A 13,976-nucleotide genomic window follows, 5' to 3' on the forward strand; every position below is an offset into this window, starting at 1 on the left:
ATTTTATTCTTCAATAGTTTGTACTTCTGGTTTACTAGAAATTTTTTCTTGTAACCACTGGAATAATATAAATAAGATTGGAATTACAAAGACTCCTAAAAGTGTTCCTATAAGTAATCCTCCAACGGCACCTGTTCCAATAGATCTATTTCCTTCAGACCCTACACCTTTTGCTAATACTAATGGCATTAACCCAAGTATAAAGGCGAATGATGTCATTAAAATAGGACGTAAACGTGATTTTGCTCCATCGATAGCTGCTTCTACAATGCTTTCGCCTTTTCTTCGTTTTTGCAGTGCAATTTCCACAATAAGAATGGCGTTTTTGGCGAGTAGACCAATAAGCATAATTAAAGATATCTGGAAGTAAATGTTGTTTTCCAACCCTAAGAACTTGGTACTTATATAAGCTCCGAATACTCCAAATGGTAATGATAAAATTACAGCAAATGGTAATAGGTAACTTTCATATTGTGCACTTAATAAGAAAAATACAAATAGAATACTTAATCCGAAAATGAACATGGTTTGGTTACCTGCACTTACTTCTTCTCGTGTTAAACCAGAATAAGCAACTGTATAATTGTTTGGTAATTTTGCCACTTCTTCCTCAATAACTCTAATCGCATCACCTGTACTAAAACCAGCGTTTGTAGCACCAGTTATAGATGTTGAATTAAATAAGTTAAAACGAGTTACCGATTGTGGGCCATACACGCGCTCTAATTTAACAAACTGTGTAATTGGCGTCATTTCACCAGAATCTGTACGCACATACATGCTATTTAAATCGTCAACATTTGCTCTATCATCTGGTAAAGCTTGGATATATACTCTAAATTGTTTTCCAAATCGAGAAAAATCCGAAGCATAAATTCCACCAATATATCCTTGTAATGTAGAGAATATACTATTGATAGGTACTCCTTTTTCTTTTGCTAATGGTACATTAACTTCCATTTCGTATTGTGGGTAGTTTGTACTAAAAGATGATTGTGCGTATTTAATTTCTGGATGCGCCATTAAGGCCATCGCAAATTCTTTATTCGCTTTATCTAAGTCTTTAAACTCGCCACCAAACTTATCTAATAAATTCACTTCGAAACCAGCTGAGTTACCAAAACCACGTATACTTGGTGGTGAAAAGAAAATGATGTTGGCATCTTTTATGCCTGCGGCAACACCAAATAACTTACCAGTAATGGCTTGTACAGAGGTTGCTACATCTTCACGATCTGCCCAATCGGCTAATTTTATAATACCAAAACCGTAGTTGCTACCCGTACCATTAATTAAACTTCTACCTTTAATAAAGTTTACAGCAACAATACCTTCAATATCTTTTATTTTACCGTATAAATCTCTAGATACAGCATCTGTTCTATCTAAAGATGATCCTTCTGGTAATGCAATGTTTGCGAAAATAATACCTCTATCTTCATTAGGTACAAATCCTGTGGGTGTTGTATTAGATGCCCAGAAAATTCCAGCAATTGCTAAAATTAATAATAAAGGAGATACCCATTTCACTTTGTATAAAAACTGAAGTGATTGACCGTAACGTTGTATTGTTGCGTTAAATCCGCGATTGAAAAGTGTGTAAAAACGTTTTAACGGGCCTTTACTTTTTAACTCTTCATCATCTTTATGAGATTTTAATAAAAGCGCGCATAATGCCGGACTTAAAGTTAATGCGTTTACTGCTGAAATTAAAATAGCAATAATTAACGTTACCCCAAATTGCTCGTAAAATACACCTGTAGGTCCTGTTACAAACGTTACCGGAATAAATACGGCTGCCATTACCAAGGTAATTGATATAATAGCACCAGAAATCTCGTTCATGGCTACTAATGTTGCTTTTTTAGGATTCTTTTCACCTTCGTCCATTTTAGCATGCACGGCTTCCACAACCACAATAGCATCATCCACCACAATACCAATGGCGAGTACTAACGCGAATAGCGTTAAAAGGTTTATTGAGTACCCAAAAACATTCAAGAAAAAAAACGTACCAATAATAGAAACCGGAACGGCAATTGCTGGAATTAATGTAGATCTAAAATCTTGTAAGAAGATGAATACTACTAAGAATACCAGTAAAAAGGCTTCTAATAATGTACTAATTACTTTTTCAATAGATGCATTTAAGAATAAACTGGTATCATAAGGAACAAAAACATCTAAACCTTCTGGAAGATCTTTTTTAACCGACTCTAGTGTTACTTTAATGTTTTCAATAATTTCTCTTGCATTCGACCCTTTGGTTTGAAAAATACCCATAAAAACCGCAGGATTCCCCATACTCATAGCGTTAGCTGCATAAGATTGTGCATCTAACTCTATAGTTGCTACATCGTTTAGACGAAGAAATTCTCCGTTTCCTAAAGCCTTAATAACAATATCTGCATATTGTTGTTCATTTTTAAAACGTCCGCTATAAGTTAATGTATATGAAAAGGCTTCACCATTATTTTGCCCCAGAGAACCTGCAGCTGCTTCTAAGTTTTGTTCAGCTAAAGCTGCTGTAATATCTGAAGGAATTAAACCATAGGTTGCTAATTTTTCAGGTTTCAACCAAATACGCATAGCGTAATCTTGTTGAGAGAATAAACTAACATCTCCAACACCACTAATACGTTGCATAGCAGGTACTACGTTTATTTTTAAGTAATTCTGAATAAATGTAGCATCGTAGCTTTCATTTTCAGAATACATTGAAATAAACATTAAAGCACTCGTTTCTTGCTTTTGTGTTATTACACCTGTTTGCAGTACCTCTTGAGGTAATAAAGCACTTGCTCTTGATACACGGTTTTGAACGTTAACCGCTGCAATATCTGCATCGACTTCCTGATTAAAATAAACTGTGATTTCAGCTGTACCAGTGTTAGATGCTGTAGAGGTGATATAGCTCATCCCTTCAACACCATTAATTTGCTCTTCTATCGGGATAATTACACTCTCTAAAACCGTTTCTGCATTGGCCCCTGCATAAGATGCTGTTACTTTAATGGTTGGTGGTGCAATATCTGGATACTCTTCTATGGGTAGACTCGATATACTAATAACACCAAGTACTACTATGATAATAGAAATTACCGTTGAAAGAACGGGTCTTTCAATAAATGTTTTTAACATAACTAAATAAGTTTATGGTTTTCTAATTTTTAAATAATACAGCTACTGGCTTAATAGCCTCCTCAAAAGGTGTGTCTTGCGGAGCAATAGGCATTCCTGCTCTAAGTTTTCCAACTCCAGATACAATAAGTTTATCGCCTACTTTAAGTCCAGATTCAACAACATATAAGTTGCCGACTGTACCTTGTACTTTTATAATGTTAGATTTTACTTTATTATCTTGATCAACGGTGAAAACCATAATGTCTTTTTGTTGTTCAAAGGTTGCCGATTGTGGTACTATAATAGCATCTTTATATTCTATAGGAAGTCTAATTTTACCACTGTTTCCATTGGTTAAAATTTCGTTTGGATTATCAAAAGCTGCTCTAATTTTAATAGTTCCTGTGCTTTCGTTAATTTGTCCTGTACTAGTTTGGATACGGCCAGTTTCAGAATAAACTTTTCCATTAGCTAAAACTAAACTTAAATCTGGAGAGTTTTTAATACGCTCGGCTTTGTTTTGTCCTTCATAGCGCTGTAAGTGATCGATGTATTGCGCTTCATTAAAACTGAAAAAGGCATAGACTTGGCTAATATCACTAACCGTTGTTAATGGGTTGCTATCACTTGGGCTAACTAATGCGCCTTCTCTAAAGTTAATAGCTCCAACATAACCGTCTACTGGGCTTTTAATAGTAGCATAACCAATATTAGCAGATACACCACTTAATGTAGCCTTCGCTTGTGCTAAATTAGCTTTTGCAGTTTCTAATTGTACGGCACTAATAATGTTTTTTTCTACTAAAGGAATTAATTTATCTACTTCCACTTGTGCCACATTTACACGTGCTTTTGCAGCACCTGCATCTTGACTTAAAGATTGTGTTTCTAGTCTAAATAAAGGTTGACCTTTACGAACTTTTTGACCTTCATCTACTAGTACGTTTTGGATGTAACCCGAAACTTTGGCTCTTACATCACTGTTTACAATACCTTCAATATTTGTTGGATATTCTTGGTAACCTGTTACTGTTTTTTGTTGTATTGCAGTTACTGGAAACGCAGGTGGTGGCGCTTGTTGCGTTGCGGCAGCTTGTTCTGTTTTGTTGCCACAGCTAAAAACAACTAAAATAAGGCTTAGTGTTAATATCGAGTATAAATTATTCTTTTTCATTATTCTTTAACTTTAAATATGGAATTGGTTGTTTATTAATTTTTCTCTTAATTCTTTTACTGAAGAGGAAGCTTCATCTATAAATTTTACATAATCGTTATGAAAACTTAAATCGAATTTATCTTCTTCTTTTTCAATTTTCAAATCGTTTTGTTTTTCCTTATATTCTTTAATTTCTAAATGTATAGAGCGTTCTTCTTGCCAATGACTTATCATTCTGTCAACATGTTGAATGATAGTTCCTTTATTAATTATAAAATACTTTTTACGATCGCCAGTTTTTGTGAAATATTCAATTTTGTTTAAATCTTGTAGGTGATTAATATGTGTAGAGATGGTACTTTTACTTGCGCAAAGAATACTTACCATATCTTCAAAAGTGGCACCTCTTTTTCCTGTAAGAATAACGTAAGCCAAAATACGAGCAGCAACTGGTGCTAATTGCTCTCTGGCTTCTAAATGCACGCCTAGTTTTTCAACTAAGCCCATTTTTTTTTGACAGATATTTTCTTTCATTGTTAATTGTTTTGTTATGCTTCTCTGAAAATAAAGGGTTTATTTCCAGGTAAAATCTTTGCAAAGATATTTTTAGTTCGGAACAAACCGAACTAAACGAAGTTAAATTGTTGTTAAAATAAAAAAAGCCCGTAGGCTTTTTAGAAATTGTAAATAAGAATAGGTTAAATTTTTTGTTCTTTATTGGAGCCTATACGAAGTATAACGTAACCAATAATGGCCGAAATAAACGAGCCAATAAGAATTCCTATTTTAGCAGAATCGATAAATTCTGGTGTAGAAACAAATGCCAAACTAGCTATAAATATAGCCATTGTAAAACCAATACCCGCTAAAAAAGCAACGCCTATAATTTGCTTGAAACTAATATCGCTAGGCACTTCTATCCATTTTAGTTTTTGGGCAAGCAATACAATAGAGGTAATCCCTATACCTTTTCCTAAAACTAAACATATTATTATATTGATAACTAAAGCGGTATCTAAATTATCCGAGCCAGAAATTAATACACCAGCATTTGCAAGCGCAAAAATAGGAATGATAAAATAGGCTACCCAGCCGTGTAAACTATGCTCTAAATGCTGTAATGGCGACTGAAATTTAGCCGACCAGTCATTTAAATTATCTACATGGCCAATTTGCTCATGCGAGAGAATGGGTTTTTTTAGCACACTAGCAGTTTTAATATTGTTGTATACATTTTCTAATTCTACCAAAAATTTAGAAGTATCAATTTTTTGTCTAATTGGTACAGAAAAAGCTAATAAAATACCTGCTATAGTTGGATGAATACCAGATTTTAAGAATAAAAACCAGATAATAATTCCGAAGAAGAACATGATGAATTTAGAATAAATCCCTTTATAAGATAGGAAGTATAAAATGGAAAGCATAGCTAGTGCAATCAACAATAAAGTGATATTGATGTTTCCACTATAAAAAATTGCGATAACTAAAACAGCTCCTATATCATCTACGATAGCGAATGCGGTTAAAAATATTTTAAGACTTAAAGGTACACGTTTACCAAGTACGTTTAGAATAGCTAATGAAAACGCAATATCTGTAGCCATGGGAATCCCCCAGCCTTTTGTGGTTTCTGGGTTTTGATTTAAAACTAAAAAGAAAATTACCGGTACCAACATTCCTCCTAAAGCCCCAACCAATGGGAAGGCTATTTTTTTTGGAGAGTTGAGTTCGCCTATTAGTAGCTCACGTTTTATTTCTAAGCCTATTAAAAGGAAAAATATAGCCATCAATCCATCATTAATCCATAAAATTAAAGGCTTCTTGAATTCGAAAGTTTCTGTTATAATCCCTAAGTCGTATTGCCAAAGTTCTCTATAACTATCCCCATATGGCGAATTTGCCCAAACCAAAGCAAGAAGTGTAGCAAACATGAGTAGAATACCACTAAAACTTTCAATTTTTACAAATTTTTGAAAGGGTGTAAGGAAAACTCTTTTAATCATATAAATAAGGTTTATAAAAATAATGTTAACTCCAAATATAAGATTCCGAAATCATAAAAACCTCACGCTATTGTTGACTTTAAAGAATATTTAACATTAAAAACAGACTGAAAAACAACCCCTTATCTAATGCCTTTTATTTAGATTCTACGATGGGGTTTTTAGAAAAACAAACTATGATATGTAATTGCAAAGCAAATTGATTAAACAATATTTAAACTACTTTAAAAAGGCGTTTCATTCTTCAATCTAAAACCGTTAAATTCGTGGCATAACAATTCGCTTACTTCAAAAATCTTAAAATTTCAATATGAAACCATTTATAGCACTTTTAAGTCTTGCTTTTACAACATTTACTTTCGGGCAGGTTAATAACGATTCGGCTCTTAGCATTGATGAGATTATGCAAGGAGACGATTTTGTAGGCTATTTACCAACGCGTGTTAGCTGGGCCGACAACAGTAAGTCTATTTATTTTAGCTGGAATCCCGATAACGATACGATTCCGTCTACTTATCAAGTGGATATTAAATCCCGAAAAATAAGTAAATCATCGTTTGAAGCGCTTAAGCAAAAATCAAATTTAGGTGAATATTCCAAAAACGGACAATGGATGGTTTACCAAAAAGATGGCGATTTGTTTTTAATGAATACCAGTAATTATTCTAAAAAACAAATTACAAATACTATTGCTCGAGAGTTTAACCCTGTGTTTTCAGGTGATGAAAAATCGATTGTTTATAAGCGAGATAATAATTTGTTTCAATGGCATATTAGCAATGGTACTGTTACACAACTCACTAATTTTAAAGAGGGAAGTGAAAAGGAGGAGCCTAATCTTAGCGAGAAAGAGCAATGGCTAGAAGACGATCAATTACAATACTTTAATATCCTCGAAAAGCGTAAAAACGAAACTGATGCCAGAACATATAGAAACGAACAATTGGTTTCTAATCATCCTAAACCTATATTTTTAGAAGATAAAAATTTGGTTGATTTTGATATTTCGGCCGATTTAAATTTTGTAATTTATAGCTTAAGTATTCCTCAAAGGCATAAAAACACGAATGTGCCTAGTTATGTTACCGAAAGCGGTTATACTGAAAATTTAAGTGCTAGACCTAAAGTTGGGGTTACTCCAAATAGCTACGAATCTTGGATTTTAAATATTAAAACCGGAGAGACCTATCAAATTAAAACCAATGAGCTAAGTGGTATTAAAGACAAACCAAAATACTTAAAAGAATATGCTGAAAATTCATCAGAATATAAAGATACTTTTGATGACCCGAGAGGTGTGGAAATAGGTCGTCCTGTGTTTTCTGGTAATGGAAAAGCATTAGTAAATATCACATCTCAAGATAATAAAGACCGCTGGATTATACTGGTGAATCTAGAAGATGGAAGTTTAAAACAGATTGATAAACAGCATGACGATGCATGGATTGGTGGCCCTGGAGTCGGTTGGTTTTCTCGTGCCGAAATGGGCTGGATAGATGAAAGTAACGTTTGGTTTCAGTCCGAAAAAACAGGCTATTCACACTTGTACTCAGCCAACATAAATTCTGGTAAAATAAAAGCGTTAACTCAGGGTGAATTCGAAATTCAGGAAGTTAGCCTGTCAAAAGATCATAAAACTTTCTTTATAACAAGCAATAAAGTGAGTCCGCATGAACAGTATTTTTATCACTTACCAGCAAAAGGAGGCGAAATGCTACAAATTACATCGCGCCAAGGTGGACATGAAGTAACAGTTTCGCCAGATGAAACTAAGCTGGCTATTCGTTATTCTTACACTAATAAACCTTGGGAATTATATGTGATGCCTAACAAAGCCGGAGCGAAAATGACACAGTTAACCGAATCTACCACCGATGCTTTTAAATCTTATAAATGGATAGATTCCGAAATTATAAACTTTACCGCTCGCGATGGGGCAAAAGTTCCTGCAACACTTTATAAACCTACCGAAGCTAAAAAGAATGGTGCGGCTGTAATATTTGTTCATGGTGCAGGTTATTTACAAAATGTACACCGCTGGTGGCCGGGCTATTTTAGAGAATATATGTTTCATAATATTTTGGTAGATAATGGTTACACGGTTTTGGCTATAGATTATAGAGCTAGTAAAGGTTATGGTCGCGATTGGCGAACCGCGATTTATCGCCACATGGGCGGGCAAGATTTAGACGACCAAGTAGATGGTGCTAAATACCTTATTGAAAATCAAGGTATCGATAAAGATAGACTCGGTATTTACGGCGGGTCTTACGGCGGGTTTATTACCTTAATGGCTATGTTTAATGCGTCCGATACTTTTAAAAGTGGTGCGGCGTTGCGCTCTGTAACAGATTGGGCACATTACAATCACGGCTATACAGCACCTATTTTAAATACACCTTTTGAAGATCCTAAAGCTTATCAACAAAGTTCGCCGTTGTATTTTGCTGAAGGTTTAAAAGGGAATTTATTAATACTTCATGGTATGGTTGATACTAATGTCCATTTTCAAGATGTGGTGCGATTATCTCAACGTTTAATTGAGCTGAAAAAAGAGAATTGGGAATTAGCCATTTTTCCATTGGAAAGTCATGGGTTTGTTGAAGCTTCGAGCTGGTCCGATGAATACCGACGCATATTTAAACTTTTTCAGGAGACGCTTAATTAATGACTTGTTTTTCTTCATTTATAAAAGCGAATTATTTTAGATGAAGTTTGAAATATATAGCGTGCGAAATAATTATTTATTAACAATAAACCTTTGATTATTTTGACGTTATTAATTCTCTGATAGCTGTGATAATTATTGAAAAATTCAAATTATTAGTAATCAATTGGGTAGCGTGTTTCACCTCTTTTTTCAGGTTTATATTCGGTTTTCGAGTAAAATAATTGACGTTTGTATTTTATTTTATGGTAATTTTAATGCAGAATTATCACCATGGCTTTGCGTCCATAAATCACCCCAAAAATGAGTAAAAACCGATCTATTGTTCACATGGATTTAGATACATTTTTTGTGTCTTGCGAGCGCCTACTCGATAGTCGTTTAATAGGAAAGCCTGTGCTTATTGGTGGTACATCAGACCGTGGTGTTGTGGCATCTTGCAGTTACGAAGCTCGAAAATTTGGTGTGCATTCTGCAATGCCAATGCGTTTGGCAAAATCTCTTTGTCCGGAGGCTGTAGTTTTACGAGGAAATTCTGGAATTTACAGTAATTTTTCTAAAGATGTTACCGATGTTATTAAGGAGAGTGTGCCGCTTTATGAAAAATCGTCGATAGATGAATTTTATATCGATTTAACCGGAATGGATAAGTTTTTTGGTTGCCATAAATTGGCTTCGGAATTACGACAACGCATCATGAAGGAAACCGGTTTACCTATTTCCTTTGGTTTATCTATTAATAAAACGGTTTCTAAAATAGCAACTGGAGAGGCTAAACCTAATAATGAAATCAATATTTTATCGGGTACCGAAAAACCTTTTTTAGCACCACTTTCTGTGCGTAAAATACCAATGGTTGGCGAGGTTACTTATAAGTCACTTTGCGATTTAGGAGTAAAGCGAATTCAAACGGTGCAAGATATGCCAATGGATTTAATGCATAAAGTGCTTGGCAAAAATGGTTTAAGTATTTGGAAAAAAGCTAATGGTATAGATCATAGTCCGGTGGTGCAATATCAGGAACGTAAATCTATTTCTACAGAGCGTACTTTCAATAAAGATACTACAGATATCTCTAAGCTGAAGGGAATTATTGTAGCCATGACCGAAAATTTAGCTTACCAATTACGAAGAGGGAATAAGTTAACCGCTTGTGTTACTTTTAAAATTAGGTATTCAGATTTTCAAACCTATACCCAGCAGCAGCGTATTCCGTATAGCGCCATGGATCATAATATTATTCCGGTTGTTTTAGATTTATATAGAAAACTGTATAATCGCCGATTATTGGTGCGTTTAATTGGAGTGAAATTTAGCCATTTAGTAGAAGGAGGTCACCAGGTTAACTTGTTTGAGGATAATGAAAAACAAATTCATTTAACCGAAGCTATAGATAAAATGCGGGAACGTTTTGGCGATCGTGCAATAATGAGTGCTGCAGGTTTAGAGGCCAAAAGTATTAGTCGATGGAACCCGTTTAATGGTGAGCCACCGCCGCTTTTACCAAATAGAAGACGTTAGTTTTTCTTCTGAAAATTTCCTAAAACGAAAAACCTCCATTTTAATACCTTTAGAGCATTAAATGAAGGTTTTATTAAGTTGAATTTTCTCTTTTACTTTTTAGCTAACATATCTGGAGTAGCAACGGTTCTAAAACCAACATGCTCTGCAGATGAGTCTAAACTTGTACCCATACGCGATGATACTCTGTAACTAGCGCAGTATGAGTCGCTACATAAAAAAGAACCACCTTTAATAATTTTTTCTTTTATGTATGGGTTATTAGGGTTGTATGCTTTATTTGCTCCTTTTGGGTTAACCAATGTTGTGTTTGTAGCAGCAACTTCATTATAGTAATTTAGGTTATACCAATCCGTTGTCATTTCCCAAACATTACCAGCCATATCAAATAATCCAAAATTATTTGCAGGGTAAGTTTTTACCGGAGCTGTGCGTTCAAAACCATCTTCTAGTGTGTTGTTTACAGGGAATTCGCCTTCCCAGCTATTAGCTTGTTTTGATAAAACAGAGCGATCATCTCCCCAAAAATAAGTTGTGTTTTGTTGGTTTGCTCTTGCAGCAAATTCCCATTCGGCTTCTGTAGGTAAGCGTCTGCCTGCCCAAACACAATAAGCTTCTGCATCTTCATAGCAAACATGTACAACAGGGTGATTGTCTTTACCTTCTATATTGCTATCTGGTCCGCTTGGGTGTTTCCAGTTTGTGCCAATAGACCAGCTCCACCATTGTGAGAAATCATATAGATTAGGAACCGACGATTTTGTTTTTTTAAACATTAAAGAACCTGGTTGCAAAACAGAATCGTGTGGTTTTGGAGTACCTTCAGGAAGTTGTTTTTTCATTTCGTTCCAATCAATTTCACGCTCAGCCATGGTTACATAGCCTGTAGCGTCAATAAATTTGGCAAACTCGGCATTGGTAACTTCGGTGATATCCATAAAAAAACCATCAACTTTTACTGGGTGTTGAGGTTTTTCATGATCCATAGCTGCTTCATCTTGAGGTACTGCACCTTGTAAAAATTCGCCTCCAGGAATCCAAACCATACCTTTTGGTGGGTTATTGGTTATGCTGTCGTTTATTGCTTTTTTAGCGATTATAGCTTCGGTTTTCTCAGAAACCTTAATAGCTTCATCATTTTTATTTTTACATCCAAAAACAGTAGTAATCATAAAAATCACTAAAAATGCTTGTGCGTATTTTTTCATTTAGTTGGTTTTAAACTTAAGAGAAAAACAAAAATATCAATAATATATTCAATAGGTATGTATGTTTTTAACAAAGAATCTATTTTAACATTTAATAAACGGTTTTCTATCCATTTGGTTTTAATTACCTTTGTGCAACTTATATAATTTGGTGTATGATTTATTCAATGACAGGTTACGGAAAATCTGTATTACAATTACCTACGAAAAAAATAACAATCGAACTAAAATCTTTAAACAGTAAAAGTTTAGATTTAAATGCTAGAATGCCTTCTATTTATAGAGAAAAGGAGCTTTCTATTCGAAAACTTCTGGCTGATAAGTTGGTACGTGGTAAAGTCGATTTTTCTATTTATGTTGAAGCTACTGCAGAAGATACTTCTACCCAAATTAACACACCTGTTGTTAAGCAATACATGGAGCAGTTAAGGCAAGTTGTAGAAGGTAGCGAAATTGAGCTGTTAAAAATGGCTGTTAAATTTCCTGATGCATTAAATACGGTTCGTGAAGAAATAGACGAAAATGAATGGAACATTATTTCAAAAGAAATTAATACTGCTGTTGCCGATTTAAATAGTTACCGACTAAATGAAGGTAAGGTGCTAGAGCAAGATTTTATTAATCGTATAGATACTATTGGGAGTGTTTTGGAGCAAGTTATAGCAATGGATCCGGAGCGAGTAGAAGGTGTGCGCGAACGTTTACATAAAGGTGTTGCCGAGCTTAAAGAAAAATATGATGAAAATCGCTTTGAGCAAGAATTAGTGTATTACATTGAGAAGTTTGATATTACTGAAGAGAAAGTGCGTTTAAAAAATCATTTAAATTATTTTATAGAATCCATAAATTCGGAAGAATCTAACGGTAAAAAATTAGGGTTTATTAGTCAAGAAATGGGCCGTGAAATAAATACTATTGGTTCAAAAAGTAATTATGCACCAATGCAACAATTGGTTGTGCAAATGAAAGATGAGTTAGAAAAAATTAAGGAACAGTTATTAAACGTACTTTAAAAAACATCATTCCTTATGGCAGCAACAAGTAAAAAACAAGGCAAGCTAATAGTGTTTTCCGCACCATCTGGTTCAGGAAAAACAACCATAGTTAGGCATTTATTAGGGTTAGAAGAGTTGAATTTAGAGTTTTCTATTTCTGCTACATCTAGAGAAAGTAGAGGAACCGAAATAGATGGAACCGACTATTATTTTCTTTCGGCTAGCGAATTCAAATCTAAAATTAAAAATGATGAGTTTTTAGAATGGGAAGAGGTTTATCGCGATAACTTTTATGGTACCTTAAAAACCGAAGTAGAACGCATTTGGGCAAAAGGTAAAAATGTAATTTTTGATATTGATGTTTCTGGCGGATTACGAATTAAACGAAAATTTCCAGAAGAAACTTTAGCTATTTTTGTTAAGCCACCAAGTATAGATGAGCTTAAAATTAGACTTAAAAAACGAAAAACAGAAAGTGCCGATAAAATTAATATGCGCGTAGCTAAAGCATCGGCCGAGCTGGCAACAGCACCACTTTTTGATGTTATTGTTGTTAATGATACTCTAGAGCATGCGCTTACAGAAGCTAAAGCGTTAGTAAGTGATTTTGTGAATTCTTAAAATAAGTTGTTAATGAAAATTGGATTGTATTTTGGGTCGTTTAACCCTATACATATTGGGCATTTGGTTATCGCAAACCATATAGCCGAACATAGTGATTTAGATCAGGTTTGGTTTGTAGTAACGCCACATAATCCATTTAAAAAGAAAAGTAGTTTGCTCGATAATTATCAACGACTTGAGTTGGTATATCGAGCTACTAAAGATTACGATAAGCTTAAACCTAGTGATATAGAGTTTAGCTTACCGCAGCCAAATTATACGATAAATACGTTGGTGCATCTTCAAGAAAAGTACCCAAACCACGAGTTTTCATTGATTATGGGAGAAGATAATTTGAAGAGTTTCCATAAATGGAAAAACTACGATGTTATTTTAGAAAACCATGATATTTATGTATACCCGCGTATTTCGGATAATAAAGTGAATACTCAATTTACGGGTCATAAAAAAATACATGTTGTTAATGCTCCAATAATGGAGTTATCTTCTACGTTTATTCGAAACGCTATTAAAACTAGAAAAAACGTAAAACCTATGTTGCCAGAAAACGTTTGGGAGTATTTAGATGAAATGAATTTTTATAGGTGAATTTAACAATTATAGCGAGGTATAACCGTACGAAAATCATGTAAATTGAAGGAATTTTCGGTTTTTTGTTAAAAAAACGAATAGATT

10 protein-coding genes are annotated in these 13,976 nt (G+C 34.2%); 5 read left to right on the top strand and 5 right to left on the bottom strand.

What is annotated here, in order from left to right; translation table 11 throughout:
* Positions 1–3: 3 nt before the first annotated feature.
* From BM246_RS07160 to nhaA, 4 genes are all read right to left on the bottom strand, one after another.
* Entirely contained in the window at positions 4–3,141 is a 3,138-nt protein-coding gene (locus BM246_RS07160; RefSeq protein WP_074936801.1) for an efflux RND transporter permease subunit, read from the bottom strand.
* A 22-nt stretch (positions 3,142–3,163) separates the two neighbouring features.
* Positions 3,164–4,297 (bottom strand): efflux RND transporter periplasmic adaptor subunit, encoded by a 1,134-nt coding sequence (locus BM246_RS07165; RefSeq protein WP_042496010.1) that lies wholly within the window; start codon positions 4,295–4,297, stop codon positions 3,164–3,166.
* 12 nt (positions 4,298–4,309) lie between these two features.
* Entirely contained in the window at positions 4,310–4,813 is a 504-nt protein-coding gene (locus BM246_RS07170; protein ID WP_042496009.1) for a GbsR/MarR family transcriptional regulator, read from the bottom strand.
* 164 nt (positions 4,814–4,977) lie between these two features.
* Entirely contained in the window at positions 4,978–6,285 is a 1,308-nt protein-coding gene (nhaA, locus tag BM246_RS07175) for a Na+/H+ antiporter NhaA (protein WP_074936803.1), read from the bottom strand.
* A gap of 310 nt (positions 6,286–6,595) precedes the next feature.
* Between nhaA and BM246_RS07180 the strand changes: the two genes are divergently transcribed.
* Both BM246_RS07180 and dinB read left to right on the top strand, forming a co-directional pair.
* Positions 6,596–8,953, top strand: coding sequence for a prolyl oligopeptidase family serine peptidase (locus BM246_RS07180; protein ID WP_074936805.1), 2,358 nt, complete (start codon positions 6,596–6,598; stop codon positions 8,951–8,953).
* 303 nt (positions 8,954–9,256) lie between these two features.
* A complete protein-coding gene (gene dinB / locus BM246_RS07185; protein ID WP_074936808.1) occupies positions 9,257–10,474 on the top strand; it encodes a DNA polymerase IV in 1,218 nt (405 codons plus the stop codon).
* 92 nt (positions 10,475–10,566) lie between these two features.
* Here dinB and BM246_RS07190 read toward each other — a convergent pair whose 3' ends face one another.
* Positions 10,567–11,682, bottom strand: coding sequence for a formylglycine-generating enzyme family protein (locus tag BM246_RS07190; RefSeq protein ID WP_074936810.1), 1,116 nt, complete (start codon positions 11,680–11,682; stop codon positions 10,567–10,569).
* 155 nt (positions 11,683–11,837) lie between these two features.
* Here BM246_RS07190 and BM246_RS07195 point away from each other — a divergent pair, with 155 nt between their 5' ends.
* The 3 genes from BM246_RS07195 to nadD are packed head-to-tail and all read left to right on the top strand — an operon-like array spanning position 11,838 to position 13,889.
* Positions 11,838–12,695, top strand: a complete 858-nt coding sequence (locus BM246_RS07195; RefSeq protein WP_042496007.1) for a YicC/YloC family endoribonuclease — start codon at positions 11,838–11,840, stop codon at positions 12,693–12,695.
* Positions 12,696–12,710: 15 nt separating this feature from the next.
* Positions 12,711–13,298, top strand: a complete 588-nt coding sequence (gene gmk, locus BM246_RS07200) for a guanylate kinase (RefSeq protein ID WP_042502448.1) — start codon at positions 12,711–12,713, stop codon at positions 13,296–13,298.
* A gap of 12 nt (positions 13,299–13,310) precedes the next feature.
* A complete protein-coding gene (gene nadD, locus BM246_RS07205; protein ID WP_042496005.1) occupies positions 13,311–13,889 on the top strand; it encodes a nicotinate (nicotinamide) nucleotide adenylyltransferase in 579 nt (192 codons plus the stop codon).
* The last annotated feature ends 87 nt before the right edge of the window (positions 13,890–13,976 follow it).

This window comes from Algibacter lectus (assembly GCF_900112395.1).
Taxonomy (GTDB): Bacteria; Bacteroidota; Bacteroidia; order Flavobacteriales; family Flavobacteriaceae; genus Algibacter; species Algibacter lectus.

Excerpts from the sequence above, each read along its gene's own strand:
- nhaA (WP_074936803.1), bottom strand. The coding sequence starts at position 6,285 with ATGATTAAAAGAGTTTTCCTTACACCCTTTCAAAAATTTGTAAAAATT.
- nadD (WP_042496005.1), top strand. The coding sequence starts at position 13,311 with ATGAAAATTGGATTGTATTTTGGGTCGTTTAACCCTATACATATTGGG.
- gmk (WP_042502448.1), top strand. The coding sequence starts at position 12,711 with ATGGCAGCAACAAGTAAAAAACAAGGCAAGCTAATAGTGTTTTCCGCA.
- BM246_RS07195 (WP_042496007.1), top strand. The coding sequence starts at position 11,838 with ATGATTTATTCAATGACAGGTTACGGAAAATCTGTATTACAATTACCT.
- BM246_RS07180 (WP_074936805.1), top strand. The coding sequence starts at position 6,596 with ATGAAACCATTTATAGCACTTTTAAGTCTTGCTTTTACAACATTTACT.
- BM246_RS07160 (WP_074936801.1), bottom strand. The coding sequence starts at position 3,141 with ATGTTAAAAACATTTATTGAAAGACCCGTTCTTTCAACGGTAATTTCT.
- BM246_RS07165 (WP_042496010.1), bottom strand. The coding sequence starts at position 4,297 with ATGAAAAAGAATAATTTATACTCGATATTAACACTAAGCCTTATTTTA.
- BM246_RS07170 (WP_042496009.1), bottom strand. The coding sequence starts at position 4,813 with ATGAAAGAAAATATCTGTCAAAAAAAAATGGGCTTAGTTGAAAAACTA.
- BM246_RS07190 (WP_074936810.1), bottom strand. The coding sequence starts at position 11,682 with ATGAAAAAATACGCACAAGCATTTTTAGTGATTTTTATGATTACTACT.
- dinB (WP_074936808.1), top strand. The coding sequence starts at position 9,257 with ATGAGTAAAAACCGATCTATTGTTCACATGGATTTAGATACATTTTTT.